Genomic DNA, 16,179 nt, shown 5'->3' with positions numbered 1-16,179 from the left:
TCGTTTGATAATTCTGTCAAGCTGCGCCTGAGCTAAAGGCAATCAAGCTGAGCTTGATAAAGGTCGTGAGCTTCCAGCTCACACTCGGCCAAGAGGGGATCAACAGCAATCCCCTCTTGGATCACCCCTGCCGCCCCTAACGAAGTTGTTGCTCCTCATACTTATGGATAAATCACTATCGCTTCCGATGGGGCATCCTGCCCCGCGAAAGCTAACCCGACATCCCTGTCGGGCTCACGTGATTTATTCCAACGTATTTCGGCAACTTCGATGGGGAATGGGTGTTTCCTGTGGTTATTGGTGGAGTCTTTTAGACTTCAGTTTTCATATTGAGAACTCAACAGGTGAAATGATTATGCTTTTCTAACCCCGTGTAGATACGGCTTAGGCCTTCGAAAACAAGGATGTTTTCGCAGAGCGGTCAGGGATGACGAAAAGCGTGCCTAAGTAGTGTCTGCACATGCGCTGGCCGCAGGCTATTGGAACCGCAGCTGTTGGACGATACATCAACTGCTGCCTAAGTATTGATGAAGCAAAGGTTCACTACCTAGGCTAAAACAAACCTCCAACAACGCCTATTTCGAGGAGGAGAACTGTTCAAGTAACGGTTCTCCAGCTGTGGTTTTGATGATACGCAGAATCCGAGCTTAAGCGCTCAGTATCAAGAGCCTGATACTCTATTGTTTAGCAAAATAAAATGTGAAATATTGCGGATATTCACCTATACCTATTGAGTGCTTGATTTTTATACACCTAGGTTTTATACGGAGATAGGTATGGTGTCCTTCAATAGAATATTTGCTCTTGTCTTTTTAAGTTTCATATTAACAGCTTGTGGTGGGGATGATGGTGATGGCCCCGTATGTCCGAACAATGTTCCCTGTGAATTAATCAATGATAATGCTGCGCCAACGGCGGCTGTTACCTATGAGGTTTCTTTAAGTGTTACCGATGCCGAGGGCAATGAGATCTCATCGATTTCTTCGGTTAATCCAGGAAAGCTAGTCGCTAACGTCAGTGGGATAACTGAGTCTGTTATCGTTAGCTTTGAGAGTACTTTGGGGGAATTACCTATCGCAACAGCTGTCACCGACGACGAGGGTAATGCCAGCGTCGTTATCTACGCCGGTAGTGAGCTAGGAGCCGGTTCGGTAACTGCAAGCCTAGTATCTGGCGAACAAGACACAGCTATTATCGTCATTGGTGCAACCAATTTAGAGATGGGAAGTGGTGATCCTCTACAATCTGGTGTAGCTGAGGTAAGCACTAGTTCATTATCCGCGGGCGGCACCGCGAGTGTGTCGGTGATGATTGTCGATGAACAGGGAGAGCCCTTTAAGGAAGCGATAGATGTTTTCTTTAGCTCAGGCTGTTCGTTACTCTCTACACCATTAGCAGATATTAGTTCGCCTGTGATGCTAGTTAAAGGTGTTGCGACGAGTACGTACCTTGCAAAGGGTTGCGTGGGGGACGATGTCATTAATATCAGTGCCAATGCTGGTGGAATAAACCTGTTTGCTACCGGTAGTATCAATGTTCTCGCAGCTGAAAAAGGCAGTATTGTGTTTGTTTCAGCAACACCTAGCAATATTGGTATTTTAGGTTCAGGCAGAGATGAGTCATCAACTGTGATGTTTAAGGTGTTGGATACCAATGGCAACCCAGTAAGTAATGCGGTGGTGAACTTTGAATTGAATACCGAAGTCGGTGGACTAAAAATACAACCTGAAACGGCGAGTACTAATGGAAGCGGTATCGTTCAAACAATCGTGACCTCTGGTACCGTGGCAACCCCGGTAAGAGTGACGGCAAGTATCGCAAATACTAATCCACTTTTATCTAGTCAATCTAGCACTCTAGTTGTATCCACGGGGATCCCGGATCAAGATAGTTTTTCACTCTCTGCTGAGATCTTAAATGCAGAGGGTTGGAGCTATGACGGCGAGCAAGTCCAGATCACAGCAAGGTTAGCGGATGCATTTAATAATCTCGCTCCCGATGGCACTGCGGTTGCATTTGTCACCGAAGGCGGATCAATCGGTCCTTCTTGTTTCACTATGAGCGGTGAGTGTAGTGTGACTTGGACTAGTCAGAATCCTCGCCCTGAAAATGGTCGTGCAACAATTACCGCTACGGCGATTGGTGAAGAGTCATTCCCTGACTCGAATGGTAATGGTCGCTTCGATGCGGACGAAATGACAGCATTTTTGGCAACGGATGTCGCGGGGCGCTCAAATGATATGGACGAAGCTTTTAACGATTACAATGAAGATGGCATCTTCAACGTCGGTGGACTCGAGGAGTTGATAGACTTTGATGGTGACGGCGTATTTACCCCTAGAGATGGTCTGTATAACGGTGTGTTATGTAGCGATCCGGTACATAGTGGCTGTGCCGATGGTGTCTCTGATTCTAAGTCCATTAATGTTCGAGGCAGTCTAGTTTTGATTATGTCTGGAAGCAGCGCATTTGGCAGTGATATCACAGTGCTGGACAGTGCGAATGACAACGGCGACAAAGTCTTGGACTTGTACGGCAAAGAAACTGGTCAAGTTTCGTTGATAATCAAAGATCTCAACGGACAACAGATGCCTGCAGGGACTAAGGTGGAGTTCTCTTCTACGGCAGGCTCAGTAGTCAGTAAGAGTAGCTTTGTTTGGCCTTCAACTAATGAGCCAGGTGGATTGAGTTTTGGTGTGTTAGTAAAAGGTGAGGATACACCGAATACGGGGGCACTGTTAATCGAAGTGCAAACGCCAAATGGTGTCGATACTTTGGTAACCACTATTCCGATTACTATTCATTAGGTAGCTGTTTCTCTCGATACTCAAAAGGGTGCTTATAGGCACCCTTTTTGTTTTCAAGCTGTGCTTGAGCTTTAAGTTAGACTTTGTCTAACAATTCGATCAATCAAACTTCGTTTGATTAATTTATCAGGCTAAGCCTGAACTTAATGCAATCAAGCTGCGCTTGACCTTTAAGTTAGACTGCGTCTAACAATTAACGTCGTGGCGCTTCGCTCCACATTTACAGCTAATCAAGCTGCGCTTGATAAAGGTCGTGAGCTTCCAGCTCACACTCGGCCAAGAGGGGATCAACAGCTTCCCCCTCTTGGATCACCCCTGCCGCCCCTAACGAAGTTGTTGATCCTCATACTTATGGATAAATCACTAACGCTTCCGATGGGGCTTCCTGCCCCGCGAAAGCTAACCCGACATCCTTGTCGGGCTCACGTGATTTATTCCAACGTATTTCGGCAACTTCGATGGGGAGTTGGCGTTTTCTGTAACCTTTGAGTTGCTGTTGGTTTTGTTCTTTCTTTTTAAGGAGAGCACTGAGTCTGAAAGGTTGTGCTTTTCTAACCCAGTGTAGATGCGGCCGTGACCGTCCATGACATGGACGTCATGGCCGAGCCTCCAGGGATGGACTTGCTGCGTGTCACGGAAGTGTCTGCACATGCGCTGGCCGCAGGCCATTGGTTGCATTCAGTGTAGGAAGCTGCCTCTGAGGTAATTCGATATAAAAAGAGAAACAGTTAAGCTGCTGTAATCTCCTTATTTAACACATATAAAGCCGCATCAATAATGCCGTAAATTATTTGATATGAACTTTTAAAACAATAAGTTATATTTAGGTTGATAAAGTAATAAAGGCCTGCTGACAATAATTTGAAATACTATGTGGATAGCTATGTTATCGGTACAGCGGTTATAACTCAGGAGTAAAATTTGAGAAATTATATAATTGTTTTCACTGCTTTAGCACTGGCTGGATGTGCTTCAAGTATGCCGGAAGTCAAATGGATTTCAGTTAAAAATACCGACGAGTTTACAGATGTCTCCTCATGTCAGGTGACAGTTGGCTCGCTGTACACTAGTAAAAATGTATATACGGAAGTTGGAAAATATTATCCATTTATCGAACAGGTTAATGGTCAACTTCGCGTGGGACTTCAAAGTGGTGGGGAATATAAAATCCCAGTGGGAAATGCACAGTTACGAATTGACTCCAATAAAACGTGGGATATTTCAACTTCTGAAACACCGTTAGACTTGGCTCCTACATTGGCAAATCTCAAGCCTGCTTATCTCGATAATCTATCAGATGACCAAAAAGAAATGGTTGCGGCTAGCTACGAATCTGTAATGGAAGTTTCTGCTCAAGCAATGTCTCCTTATACAGCGACCGCAGGTGAAAAGGCTAAAAAGATAGTTAAAGAAATGCTAGCAGGTAAGTCTTTAAAATACCGTACTATTGGTTTAAATCAGGCTGCTTCTAGCACAGGGGTTTATGAGTTAGATATGTCTTTACAAAATGCACTTACAGACTGTGGCATTGAGTTATAACAATCTGTTCAAGCGTGATTCGCAACGCATGGCATTTTTTCGCTGCATTACTTACTTTAGCTGAGAGTGGTGGAACCAAAAAACAAAACCCGACATTTGCGTCGGGTTTTGTGTATCTAGCGTACAGCTAACTCAAAGCTAACAGTCAAACTCTGTGGCTGCAGAAAACACTAGACCACCAACAAGCGAAGAAGTAACTGTTCAAGCAACAGTTAACCGCCCGTTGCGTTCATAAAGCGTAGAATCTGCGTTTCCCCATTTGGGTCGAAATGATGTTCCTTCGGCTTGTGTTGGATGCCGTCTAGAATCGCCACTTTTAGCTTTTCAATGTCACCGGGGAATTCGCGAACGATGGCTTTGAGATCCACCGAATTTTCATTGCCTAAACACAATAACAATCTGCCTTCTACGGTGACGCGGACGCGGTTGCATTCATGGCAGAAGTTGTTGCTGTGGGGCGAGATAAAGCCAACGTGGATGTCGCTGCCGGGCATGGTGAAGTAACGCGCTGGGCCACCTGTGCGACGGCTTGACTGAATAAGCTCATAACGCTCGCTGATGATGTCTTGAATTTCTTTGCTGCTGCAGTGGCGGCTGCGCTTGCGCTCATCAATCACGCCTAATGGCATCTCTTCGATAAAGGCGATATCTAGGTCACGCTCGCGGCAAAACTCGATTAAATCTAAAACTTCATCATCGTTTTGACCACGCAAAATCACTGCGTTGATTTTAATTTTCTTAAAACCTGCGGCGATGGCGGCGTCGATACCGGCGATGACGCGGTCGACTTTACCGTTGCGGGTTAAGCTGGTGAACAGGTCTGGTTTTAGGGTGTCGAGACTGATGTTGAGTCGGTTTAAACCTGAGTCATGCATCTCTGCGGCGAAGCGGGTTAAACGCGAGCCGTTAGTTGTCATCGACAACTCTTCTAGTCCGGGGAGTTTGCCCAGTAGTTTGACCAATTGATCGCAGTCGGTGCGCACTAAGGGCTCACCACCTGTTAGGCGGATTTTCTTTACACCTAATTCGGTAAAGGCTTGTGCGACCCAAGCTAACTCTTCAAGACTAAGAACATGTTCTCGGCTTAAAAAGCACGGATCTTCGCTCATGCAATACACGCAGCGAAAATCACAGCGGTCAGTGACTGAAAGGCGCAGGTACTCTACCGTGCGACCAAAAGTGTCAACGATCAAACTCATACTGGCTACCTACAAAACCTCTTAAAGGAGGTCGGCAAAAGGTTGAATATAAACTGTGTCACCTGGATTTAACTGATCATCTTTCTCGCCTATCACGATGAGACAGTTTCCTTTTACCATAGAGCTAAGCATCCCTGAGCCCTGAGCACCTGTTGTAGTTACATGTAACTTGCCGTCGGCACCTAAGTGATAGATACCACGGGTAAATTCTGTGCGGCCTGTGCGGCTGCGTAGTGGTTTGTCGGTAATCGCTGGCACCATGGTGTGGCTCCAGTTTTGCTCGCCGGCTAGTTTACGAATGGCTGGTTGCACAAACTGTAAGAAAGATACCATTACCGCTACTGGGTTACCCGGTAAACCGAAGAATAAGCTATCGTCGATTTGGCCAAAGGCCAGTGGGCGACCCGGACGCATATTGATGCGCCAGAAGTTAATTTGGCCGACTTGTTCAAGTACGGTTTTAATGTAATCGGCGTCGCCGACTGACACGCCGCCTGAACTTATCACTATGTCGGCCTTTGCTGCGCCATCTTTTAACGCTTGCGCTAGTGCTGCTTCAGAATCTTGAATAATGCCTAAATCGATGACTTCACAACCTAGCTTTTTCGCCATTGATTTAATGGTGTAGCGGTTTGAGTCAAAAATACAGTTGGCTTTTAGTGGCTCACCTGGCTGGCAAACTTCATCACCGGTTGAGAATACGGCAACTTTTGGACGCTTAAATACCGGTAACTCACCAAAACCTAATGAGGCTAATAAGCCTTGTTCAGCAGCGTGTAGACGTGAGTGGGCAGCTAAGGCTGTTGCACCCTGGGCGATGTCTTCACCCGCTAGGCGTACGTGTTGGCCTAGGCTCATGTCGCCTTCAAAGCTCACTGCGCCGTCTTGCTCGTTGGCAAGCTCGCGTAGCTGAATGGTGTCAGCGCCTGCTGGTAGTGGTGCGCCTGTCATAATGCGCACTGCTTCACCTGCGGCAATAGTGCCGTTGTAAGCGTGGCCTGCCATGACTTCGCCAACCATCTTGTATGATGCGTTTGCTGTGTCGCTTAACTTAAACGCGTAGCCGTCCATCGCTGAGTTAGTGTGCTGTGGTACATCCACAGGTGAAATAGCATCACTTGCGAGTACGCGGTTTTCTAGCTCGTCGAGATCAACTGACTCGGTTGCCGTAACTGGTTTTACGTAAGATAGAATCTTATCAATACCTTGGCGCACAGATAGCGTAGTGCTGGTATCGAGTTCACAGCCACAAGTTGGCGCCATAGGCAGATCAACAGGGCAAGGCTTCCACGCAGCAATGTACTCGCCAACGTAGTCGGCAATTTGCGCAACATTGTTTATATCTAAACGGCGTAGTTCACTGGGTAATTCGGTGTCATCGCAGCAGGCAATCGCTTGGATGTTATCGTCGTGAGTGTGGATGAAAGGCTTGCCGTGTGCGGCGCGGTGCAGTTCTATCTTAGGAAGTTCTAGCTTTTTAAAACCTTCAACGAGGACGATATCGACCTTGTCGGCTTCAATCTGTTTTAGCAAATGCGGTAGTTCCGGGTCACCGTCTTTGGCGTCTTCGGTCATTAACGCCCAGCGCACATGGGAGGCAACGAGCATCTGCTTTGCGCCAGCTTTGCGCATCTCGTAGCTGTCTTTACCTGGAATATCGACGTCGAAATTATGATGAGCATGCTTGATGACTGCGAGTCGCACACCGCGGCGATTAAGCTCTGGGATTAATTGCTTTAATAATGTGGTCTTGCCTGTGCCGCTGTAGGCACAGAATCCGAGTACAGGAATCGATAACGGATTAGTAAAAGGTATGCTCATTTACACCTCTAGTGATTTTTTTCATTCGCTATGGCTTCGCCTAGCTGCTGTTTTTGTTCTGGTGTGTTTACGTTTACAAACGCATTAGGCTGATCTGAAAACTCAACCACGACATGGTGATGCTTGGCATACCAAAAATCGATTTTGCGCTCACCAGCATCTAAAAAGGCTTTCATCGATGCACGTAAACTCGGCTTAAGCAACATAACCACAGGTTGCTCGCGTTTACCGTCACTAGCAACCGCTAATTCGGCATCTTCAGCCGTTAATTTCGCTAGCATTCTAGCGACTAAATCAGTTGGTAACAGTGGGCAATCGCAAGGAACCACTAATAAGTATTCCGCATCTGTGTTGCTCATAGCGGTGATCATGCCAGCTAGAGGACCTAAATAGCCAGAATCTTGGTCGCTGATCACCTTAAAACCAAACTCAGAATAACGGTTTTGGTTTCGATTTGCGTTGATCAGGATCTCCTTAACTTGAGGTTTTATCCGCTCGATTGCATGTTCAATCATAGGGCGATTCTCAAGCTCGACTAAACCTTTATCGTTGCCACCCATGCGTCTGGCCATGCCGCCAGCAAGGATTACGGCATCAACTCTTGCTACCATCACTGTTATCCTATTGTTTATTTGTAGTTTTATCTAAAAATCGTGAATGATTTTACCCAACTAACACATTTAATCTTGTTGCAATGTCAGTAGAGGGGTCAGCAATATCCTGATTAGCACTAATACTACTGCTTGTAATTGTCTTTTCGCAAACGACCCAAGCATGATCGCACACTTTGGTTAGCATACAAGTCTGGTGGCTACTAATTAGCATACCCGTGCCTTGTTGCTTTAAATCATTAATCATCTGTAGCACTAAGTGTTGCGAGTGCTTATCCATATTGGAGGTCGGCTCATCTAGCATTAATAGCTTAGGCTGAATAATCCAGGCTCTAGCTATGGCTAAGCGCTGTTTCTCACCACCGGATAAACTTGAAGCGGCCTGAGTCAGCAAGTGACGTAACTGTGCCATATCGATTGCTTGCTCGGTACGGGCCTTAAGCTGCTGTTGATCTCGATCCAGAAACCTTAAAGGATAGGTGAGGTTATACATCACACTGCCTTCGAAAAGATAAGGATGTTGATGTAGATAGATGGCTTTACCTGTAATCGATTTACTGCGCCACCACGGGGCAATTGAAAAGCCTTGGGCTTGAATCGTTCCGGAGCTTGGTTGAATAAACCCTGCCAGTAACTTCATCAAGGTGGTTTTGCCGCAGCCGTTATCACCTTGCAGGTGGATCACGCGGTTTTGCTCGAAGACCAGATTTGCTGCGCTAAATAGATGTTTATCTTCAAAGCGCATCTCGATATTTTTAGCAATGATCTTTGCTGTGTTAGTGGCCATTTTGTTAATGACTCCTTGGCTCAGCTTTGCCTCTTAGGGTACCTAAAGCAAAGTTTAAAATGAGCGCCAATACGAGTAATACAAGCCCGAGTGCAATCGCTTGAGCAAAATCACCTTTGCTGGTTTCCAGGGCAATAGCGGTGGGGATGTTACGCGTCACTCCAGCAATGTTGCCGCCAACCATCATAGAGCAACCAATTTCAGTCAGAATACGACTAAAGGCAGCCACAATAGCTAATAATAGCGGAACTTTAAGCTCTCTGCAGACGGCCCATATGGCACTTAGTGCAGGGGCGCCTAGAGTACGAGAGGTTTCCCATGCCCGTCTGTCAACACTGGTAAAGGCTGCCTGGCTCATGGCTACAAGGACTGGGGCGCAGATCATCATCTGCCCGAGGATCATGCCTTTTTGAGTAAACAGCCATTTTAAATCCCCTAGTGGACCCATTCGAGTCAGCAATAGATAGACCAATAGGCCGATCACTACCGTAGGAATGGACTGTAGGGTTTGGATAAGATTGGTGACTAACCAGCGGCCCGGAAAACGAGTAAAGGCCAACAGAAAGCCCAATACCATTGAGGGCAACAGCGTGATCGCAAGTGCCGCAAATGATACTGCAAAAGAAACGGAGATAATGGACCACACTTCTGGGTCCAATGAAAACAGCAGGCTTAATGCCTGCTGTATAAGGGCTAACCAGCCTTCATTCATTCGCTATATGTTGCCTTGAACAATTGTTCACCCTGAACTTTATAATTGTTGATCATACCTTGCGCTTCAGCGCCGATCAGCCAGTCGCTCAATGCCTTAGCACCCTTATGGTTTAGTGTTGGGTACTTAGTTTCACTGATTAGTATGATTTGGTATGGGTTAGCTAGTGCTGGACCGCCATCGAAATCAACTGCTAGGTCTATTTTACCTGAATAAGCTACAAAAGTACCACGGTCAGATAGCGTATAAGCTTCTAATTCGCTAGTCATTAATAGCGTTTTGCCCATTCCTTGACCAACGGCTGTGTAACCTTTGAAGTCAGGAGTAATATTAGCATTCTTCCATACTAGTAGTTCTTTCATGTTGGTGCCTGAGTTGTCACCACGAGAGATGAAAGGCACACCTGATTTAGCAATTTTAGCAAACGCTTCTTCAGCTGTTTTGCTTGAACGGATTTTAGCTGGGTCGTTCTTAGGACCTAGTACTACGAAATCATTTTCCATGATGCCACGTGGTAGACGACCGTAGCCTTCTTCAACGAATTTAGCTTCTGCACCTGGAGCGTGAGTCATAACCACATCCACGTCGCCTTGGCGAGCAAGTTTAAGTGCTTTACCTGTACCCGTTGCGATTACTTGTACTTGATAGCCTGTTTCAGCTTCAAATTTTGGTAGTAGGTTCTTAAGTAAGCCTGAGTTTTCAGTACTTGTCGTTGTTGCAAGCTTGATAACTTCGTTAGCTTGGGCTGGCATACCAACAAATAGAGCTGCGGTTACAGCAAGGCCAACAACGCGTTTAAGGTTTAGCATTTTAACTCCTTGGAAAAATAAAATAGGCCACTCGATACCTGAGGCCTGTTAAAAATCTAATCAGCCACTTAAAAAGCAAGTTTGATGCCATACTTGTATTCGGTTATTTCAGTTCACATTTGTAACTCTTGTGTGATCCTGATCCCATCACTCGCAGAAAAAGCACAGACATTATGTCCAAAGATCGCGAATGCATGGTTCATAGTGACCTATTTTGACTGGTTAGGTGGTAGACTGGCCCCATAATGAGTCAAAATGTCCATCTATCAGACAAGGTGGGACAGAGAATATATAATATGAAGCCACTTCCTTCAGCTGTATCTGTATTGATCGTCGATGATGAACCAGGAATGCGTAGTTTTCTAAAAAAAGCGCTTGCGAAGAAATTTGCCTTGGTTGAAACCGCTTCGAGTGTCGAAGATGCTGAGCAATTGCGTTCACGCTGCCATTTTGATCTGCTGATTGTCGATATTCGCCTACCTGGTCGCTCGGGGATTGAGTGGCATGAGGCGTTAAATGATCAAGAGAGACGATCTGACATCATCTTTATGACTGGCTACGCCGATATGGATGTAGCAATTAAGGCGCTGCGTGCTGGTGCGTCTGACTTTATTATGAAACCTTTCCATCTTGAACAGATGATGAAAGCGGTTGATCGCTGTATCGAGCGACGCTTGCTTAAGCGTGAAAACTTAATGCTGCGCCGTGAAGTGTCCTTTAACCAATCTTCTACCATCATTGGCCAAAGCGATGCGATGACCGAGGTCAAACACGTGATTGAACGTGTGGCACCGACTAACGCTGTAGTCTTGATTGAGGGTGAATCGGGTACGGGTAAAGAGTTGGTTGCCCGCCAGTTGCATATTCTCAGTGGTCGCCAAGGGCCGTTTGTGCCAGTTAACTGTGGTGCCATCGCCCCCGAGCTTTTAGAGAGTGAGCTATTTGGTCACTCGGCAGGCGCTTTCACGGGTGCTAAGGGTAACCGCGAAGGTCTATTTAGTTTTGCCTCTGGCGGTACCATCTTCCTCGACGAAATTGGCGAGATGCCGCTGAAAATGCAAACCGCGTTATTGCGTGTGCTTGAGCAGCGCACCATTCGCCCTGTGGGTAGCGAGAAAGAGATTAATATTGATGTGCGCGTGTTGGCTGCGACTAACCGTAAGTTATCTGAAGAGGTTGAAGCGGGTAACTTTAGACGTGATCTATATTATCGCCTCAATGTGCTTGATATTGTGATCCCGCCTCTACGTGAACGCCCAGAAGATATCGTTGAGCTGACTCATCACTTTACCTGCCAATTAGCGGCTGAACTCGGTGTCAAAGAGGTTGTTTGGAGCCACGAAGATCTATTGAAGCTGCAACAACACGAATGGCCAGGTAATATTCGTGAGCTGCGAAATATGATTGAACGCTGTATCCTATTGGGTAAGCCACCTGCTGAGTACTGGAAAGTGCAACCAAAGGCTGAGGCTTTAGGTGAGGCGGGTTACCCATTACAGTGGGCGCTGAAGGATGTTGAGCGTGACCATGTGACTCGAGTGGTTGACATGCATGGCGGCAACAAATCTGCAGCGGCAAGGGATCTTGGTGTTTCACGTAAGACCCTAGATAGAAAATATAAAGAATGGTTCGGCGGTGAAGCCGATAAAGAAGAATAATAAGAACGCTCTAGGGGGAGTTTAGGTGTCGTTTTTTTCCAATATGTTTGGTGTTAGTTGGCAACAGATGCAGGCTAAGGTGCGCTATCGCATCTTGATTTTAACCTTGCTGCCCATCTTGCTCACTCTGGTGAGTTTGGTTTTTATTACCATCTATTGGAATATTAGCTACACAGGTAAGCAGCTGTTTATGAAAGTCAAAGCCGATTTGACCGTAGCAAACAGCACCCTAGTTACCGTGCAAACAAACCAAGAGAACCAGTTAGAATTGGTGATGGAGTCTTGGCCGTTTCAGAATGATTTTCGCCAATTTGGCAAAGATTCAGACATTCAACGAGAAAACCTACAGCGCGTATTAGAGCAAGCCAAGAAAGATCTGAACTTAGATTTTTTACGCTTAGTCAGTGTGTCTGAGGCTGCTGCGGATCCCGATCTAAGGCAGATGTTGCCGCATATCGAAGGGCTTGAGCCTTTTTCTGGACTGATGGTACTTGAGCCCAGCCGCTTGGCGCGTATCGATCCTGCCCTTGCAGATAGAGCTAAAGTGTCTGTAATGAAGACCTTGCGAGCTCAAGAGCCCAGTAAACAGGAAGAGAAGCGTGGCTTGCTAAGCCGCAGCTTGCTACCTGTCGTCGACATGAAAGGTAATGTTGCCTGGTATTTAGATGGCGGGATCATGCTTAACCGCGATACTCGCATTGTCGACCATATCCGCGATCTTGTGTACGACAAGGGCACTCTACCCGAGCGCTCAATCGGTACCGTGACCATCTTCCTCGATAATATCCGTATTAGTACCAACGTGCCGTTGCATTTCTTTCCGCAAGGAGATGATCAGCAAGGGCGTGCGCTAGGCAGCTTAGTATCGGAAGAAGTGCGTGAGAAGGTGCTTAACCAAGGGCTGTTATGGGTTGATAGAGCCTTTGTATTTAACGACTGGTTTATCTCGGCATATTCTCCACTTGAAGATATTAACGGTAAACGTATCGGTATGATCTACACCGGTTTTTCCGAATCGCCTTTTATCCATAACTACCTGCTCAATATTATCGAACTAGGCACCATTTTGATGTTGGTACTGCTGGTATCGGGTTGGTTGGTATACCGTGGCGCGTATAGCTTACTGCAGCCTATTGAGCGTATTCATCACGTGGTCAAAGCGGTGCAGTCGGGGCGTAATCTACGCATCGGCTCACTGGGCTTAGACAGTGATAATGAGCTGTCTAATTTAGCCGAGCAGTTTGACCGTATGCTAGATCTATTGCAACGTCGCAACACTCAAATTCAAGCCGCAGCCGAGCAGCTTGAGGTTAAAGTGGAGGAGCGTACTCGTAGCCTGCAGGAGAAGACCGAAGAGCTACAAGCTAACGTTGCCCTACTTAATGAAACCCGACAACAGCTGGTGGTCAATGAGAAGTTGACTGCTTTAGGCGAGCTAACAGCCGGTATTGCCCATGAGATCAATAACCCAACGGCGGTAATTCTGGGCAATATGGAGCTGCTTAAATACGAGTTAGGTGACCGAGCGGTCGATGTCGAAGAAGAGATCGAGCTGGTGATCCAGCAAGTCGGTCGGATCAGCACCATTATTCGTAGCTTGTTGCAATATAGCCGTCCGGGTGAATTTAATGCACCGCTTGAGATGCATCAGATCACGCCGATTATTGAGGAGATGCTAGTACTGGTTCGTCACTCGATTCAAAAGCAGCAGGTTGTACTAAATCAAGAGCTTAATGCCAGCTATCCGATTCAGGTAAACCGCCCGCAATTACTACAGGTGCTGATCAATCTCGTTGTTAACGCCGCGCACGCGATGGATGGCAAAGGGCAGATCTGGATAAGAACCTATGATTGGGTGCAGCGCGGAGAGCCAGTAGGGGTCAAGATTGAAGTTGAAGATGAAGGTAAAGGGATCCCAGAAGAGGAACTTAATCGTATTTTCGACCCGTTTTACACCACACGTAAGGATGGCACTGGATTGGGCCTATCGCTGAGTTACGGTATTATTAAGCGTATAGGTGGCACGATTGAAGTGAGCTCCACCGTAGGTAAGGGCAGCTTGTTCACCATTGGCTTGTACCACAAAGCCATTGAAGACCAGAGCAATACTCCCTATGAAGGCTTATTATTCAGTGATAAGCATTCTGGCATGTCGAAAGAGTAAACCTTTCAACCTTGTGGCTTGGGTATATATTGCCATAGGCCTACTGCACAAGAACCTCCTAAAATGATCCTCACTAGCCGAGCATTCGTCTCGGCTAGTTGATTAAACTCCTCGCTCAAAATGACTGAATCACAGGCAAAAAAATAGCCGAGATAATATCTCGGCCAAAGAGTGTGTGAGCAATGTCGTGCAAAATAAAACTCTAACTTGCAGGAGATGAGATGCCTTTAAGTATTTGTGAGTTTTGGAACGCATGTAAATAGTAATCATTATCATTTGGTCTTGCAAGTAGAAAAATGCTAAAAGTGATTATTTTTGCAGTATTGATAAATAGATCAAGTAAAACAATGCTTTAGTGTTGCAGGGTTTACATTGTAAGCTCGGCTTTTATCTAGATGAAGTATTACCTATGATGAATTTCAGGCAAAAAAATAGCCGGGATAAAATCCCGGCCACAAAGAGTGTGTGAGCAATGTCGTGCAATAAAAACTCATTTAACAAACAAAGATGATGAGAACTTTCTTTGCTAATCCGAGTTCTGGAACGCGAGTTAACAATAATCATTCTCATTTAGGTTTGCAAGCTTTATCGCACAAGTTTTTCACATTATCTTAGTTTTATTTACTTGAGATACTTATCTCTGCTAACAAAGCTGCATGTTTAAACGTGCTTTTGCAGGTGTAACTTATTCTGGCTATGGTTTTGTGCATCGCTAACCATGGCGGTGATCTGGTATTGGCTGCTAATAAGCATATTGAGCATGGCAGGGAAGCAGTTACGGGTTTTAACCTCAATGCGCTGGTAGCCTTGCTCTTTGGCCCATTTCTCTTGGTATTCAAGTAAGCTTTTAGCTAAACCTAGACCACGGAAATCGGGTGTTACACCACCTAGCCAGCTATAAAAAACCTGATCATCAGTTTGATAGCCTAACTTGAAACCTGCTATTTCACCTTCAACTTTTGCAATAAGCAATAATGCTGGGCCTGCAAGTAAGCGCTGAGCAACCTCTTGGCTAGCATAGCCTTGCTCAAATTCTGGAATACTTGCATAGGTAGTTTGGATCAGCTCGAGTACTGCTGGAGTGAAGTCGCTAATAGCTTCAATTTCAATGGTGTACATTCTAATTTCTCAATAACTTCGCCAGTTCACCCCGTGATACAACCAAACCTATTGGCTGAAAGGTGAACGAATTGGCGAAATTATAACAGGTCAGTCCAGTTGTTGTTAAGCGCTAAATAGCGCTAGACCGCTGTTTGTCGAGTCTTGTCCTGTAAGATCTTATCTTGTAAGAACTTTAATAGCAGGCCGTAGGCTGGTAAGAACAGACCTAAACTGACGATTAGTTTGAAACCATAGTCTACGGTGGCGATTTCGGGCCAATGGGTAGCCATAAACTCATCTGTTGAAGCGTAGAAAGCTAAGCCGAAGAATACAATCGTGTCTATCAGGTTACCGACAATGGTCGATGCTGACGGCGCGACCCACCATGATTTAGTTTCTCTAAGCTTGGCGAATACAAAGATATCCATCAGCTGGCCCACTAGATATGCGGCAAAGCTTGCAAAGGCGATGCGGAATACAAAGTTATTGAACTCAAGCAGCGCCTCGGCACCTTGGAAACTGCCCTGATGGAAGATCACGCCCATCAGGTAAGAGATGATAAGTGCCGGTAGCATGGCAAGGAAGATGATCTTTCTTGCGGCTTGTTGGCCAAAAATTCTCACCGTAAGATCAGTTGCTAGATATACGAATGGAAAGCTAAAGGCGCCCCATGTGGTATGGAAGCCAAATATCTGAAACGGAAGTTGTACAAGGTAGTTACTCGCACAAATAATAACAATATGAAAGCTTGCTAAAAGTAGCAGTGCACGGCGAAGCTGTGCAGGGGTCAACGTCAACATCTTGTGGCCTTTTTAAGTAAATCGGGCGGGGTGAGGGAACCCGCAATAGCGGTAAACGCTATAATTTTGCAATTTTTGGTTAAACAAAGTGGTTTTCCCTAAGCGAGTTAGGGGCGGCAAATTATAGAGAAGATTTTTATTTGAGCAAGGGGAAATCTCGACGGCCTGTGA

Annotated in this window: 12 protein-coding genes; 4 read left to right on the top strand and 8 right to left on the bottom strand. The window is 46.0% G+C overall.

The window, feature by feature from the left end:
• Positions 1-776: 776 nt before the first annotated feature.
• Both K5Q73_RS06010 and K5Q73_RS06005 read left to right on the top strand, forming a co-directional pair.
• The gene (locus K5Q73_RS06010; RefSeq protein ID WP_220762322.1) at positions 777-2,807 is read left to right on the top strand and encodes an Ig-like domain-containing protein; all 2,031 of its coding nucleotides are present in this window, start codon (positions 777-779) and stop codon (positions 2,805-2,807) included.
• A 921-nt stretch (positions 2,808-3,728) separates the two neighbouring features.
• Complete coding sequence (locus K5Q73_RS06005) at positions 3,729-4,346, top strand: hypothetical protein (protein ID WP_220762324.1); 618 nt, start codon at positions 3,729-3,731, stop codon at positions 4,344-4,346.
• A gap of 212 nt (positions 4,347-4,558) precedes the next feature.
• On the opposite strand, the gene moaA is transcribed toward K5Q73_RS06005, so the two are convergent.
• The 6 genes from moaA to K5Q73_RS05975 are packed head-to-tail and all read right to left on the bottom strand — an operon-like array spanning position 4,559 to position 10,285.
• A complete protein-coding gene (gene moaA / locus K5Q73_RS06000; RefSeq protein WP_220762326.1) occupies positions 4,559-5,545 on the bottom strand; it encodes a GTP 3',8-cyclase MoaA in 987 nt (328 codons plus the stop codon).
• A 21-nt stretch (positions 5,546-5,566) separates the two neighbouring features.
• Positions 5,567-7,366: a bifunctional molybdopterin-guanine dinucleotide biosynthesis adaptor protein MobB/molybdopterin molybdotransferase MoeA gene (locus K5Q73_RS05995; protein WP_220762328.1), complete on the bottom strand. Its 1,800-nt coding sequence runs from the start codon at positions 7,364-7,366 to the stop codon at positions 5,567-5,569.
• An 8-nt stretch (positions 7,367-7,374) separates the two neighbouring features.
• Entirely contained in the window at positions 7,375-7,977 is a 603-nt protein-coding gene (gene mobA, locus K5Q73_RS05990; protein WP_220762330.1) for a molybdenum cofactor guanylyltransferase MobA, read from the bottom strand.
• Positions 7,978-8,029: 52 nt separating this feature from the next.
• Positions 8,030-8,764, bottom strand: coding sequence for an ATP-binding cassette domain-containing protein (locus K5Q73_RS05985; protein WP_220762332.1), 735 nt, complete (start codon positions 8,762-8,764; stop codon positions 8,030-8,032).
• A gap of 4 nt (positions 8,765-8,768) precedes the next feature.
• Positions 8,769-9,476 carry an ABC transporter permease gene (locus K5Q73_RS05980; RefSeq protein WP_220762334.1) on the bottom strand — a complete coding sequence of 236 codons (708 nt, stop codon included), beginning with the start codon at positions 9,474-9,476 and terminating at the stop codon, positions 8,769-8,771.
• Entirely contained in the window at positions 9,473-10,285 is an 813-nt protein-coding gene (locus tag K5Q73_RS05975) for a substrate-binding domain-containing protein (protein ID WP_220762336.1), read from the bottom strand. Before K5Q73_RS05975 ends, K5Q73_RS05980 begins: the two co-directional genes overlap by 4 nt.
• A gap of 296 nt (positions 10,286-10,581) precedes the next feature.
• Here K5Q73_RS05975 and K5Q73_RS05970 point away from each other — a divergent pair, with 296 nt between their 5' ends.
• Positions 10,582-11,943, top strand: a complete 1,362-nt coding sequence (locus K5Q73_RS05970; RefSeq protein ID WP_259650774.1) for a sigma-54 dependent transcriptional regulator — start codon at positions 10,582-10,584, stop codon at positions 11,941-11,943.
• 25 nt (positions 11,944-11,968) lie between these two features.
• Positions 11,969-14,107 (top strand): HAMP domain-containing sensor histidine kinase, encoded by a 2,139-nt coding sequence (locus K5Q73_RS05965; RefSeq protein ID WP_220762340.1) that lies wholly within the window; start codon positions 11,969-11,971, stop codon positions 14,105-14,107.
• 660 nt (positions 14,108-14,767) lie between these two features.
• Here K5Q73_RS05965 and K5Q73_RS05960 read toward each other — a convergent pair.
• Positions 14,768-15,226: a GNAT family N-acetyltransferase gene (locus K5Q73_RS05960; RefSeq protein ID WP_220762342.1), complete on the bottom strand. Its 459-nt coding sequence runs from the start codon at positions 15,224-15,226 to the stop codon at positions 14,768-14,770.
• 122 nt (positions 15,227-15,348) lie between these two features.
• Positions 15,349-16,008, bottom strand: a complete 660-nt coding sequence (locus tag K5Q73_RS05955; protein WP_220762349.1) for a 7-cyano-7-deazaguanine/7-aminomethyl-7-deazaguanine transporter — start codon at positions 16,006-16,008, stop codon at positions 15,349-15,351.
• Positions 16,009-16,179: the final 171 nt, after the last annotated feature.

The sequence above is a fragment of the Shewanella sp. MBTL60-112-B2 genome, assembly GCF_019655055.1.
Lineage (GTDB): Bacteria > Pseudomonadota > Gammaproteobacteria > Enterobacterales > Shewanellaceae > Shewanella.
The sequence above is the reverse complement of the archived record's forward strand: the minus strand, read 5'-3'. Positions and strand labels throughout refer to the sequence as shown.

Bases quoted from the DNA above. Each gene is read 5' to 3' on its own strand.
- K5Q73_RS06010 (WP_220762322.1), top strand. From the start codon at position 777: ATGGTGTCCTTCAATAGAATATTTGCTCTTGTCTTTTTAAGTTTCATA.
- moaA (WP_220762326.1), bottom strand. From the start codon at position 5,545: ATGAGTTTGATCGTTGACACTTTTGGTCGCACGGTAGAGTACCTGCGC.
- K5Q73_RS05995 (WP_220762328.1), bottom strand. From the start codon at position 7,366: ATGAGCATACCTTTTACTAATCCGTTATCGATTCCTGTACTCGGATTC.
- mobA (WP_220762330.1), bottom strand. From the start codon at position 7,977: ATGGTAGCAAGAGTTGATGCCGTAATCCTTGCTGGCGGCATGGCCAGA.
- K5Q73_RS05985 (WP_220762332.1), bottom strand. From the start codon at position 8,764: ATGGCCACTAACACAGCAAAGATCATTGCTAAAAATATCGAGATGCGC.
- K5Q73_RS05980 (WP_220762334.1), bottom strand. From the start codon at position 9,476: ATGAATGAAGGCTGGTTAGCCCTTATACAGCAGGCATTAAGCCTGCTG.
- K5Q73_RS05975 (WP_220762336.1), bottom strand. From the start codon at position 10,285: ATGCTAAACCTTAAACGCGTTGTTGGCCTTGCTGTAACCGCAGCTCTA.
- K5Q73_RS05970 (WP_259650774.1), top strand. From the start codon at position 10,582: ATGAAGCCACTTCCTTCAGCTGTATCTGTATTGATCGTCGATGATGAA.
- K5Q73_RS05960 (WP_220762342.1), bottom strand. From the start codon at position 15,226: ATGTACACCATTGAAATTGAAGCTATTAGCGACTTCACTCCAGCAGTA.
- K5Q73_RS05955 (WP_220762349.1), bottom strand. From the start codon at position 16,008: ATGTTGACGTTGACCCCTGCACAGCTTCGCCGTGCACTGCTACTTTTA.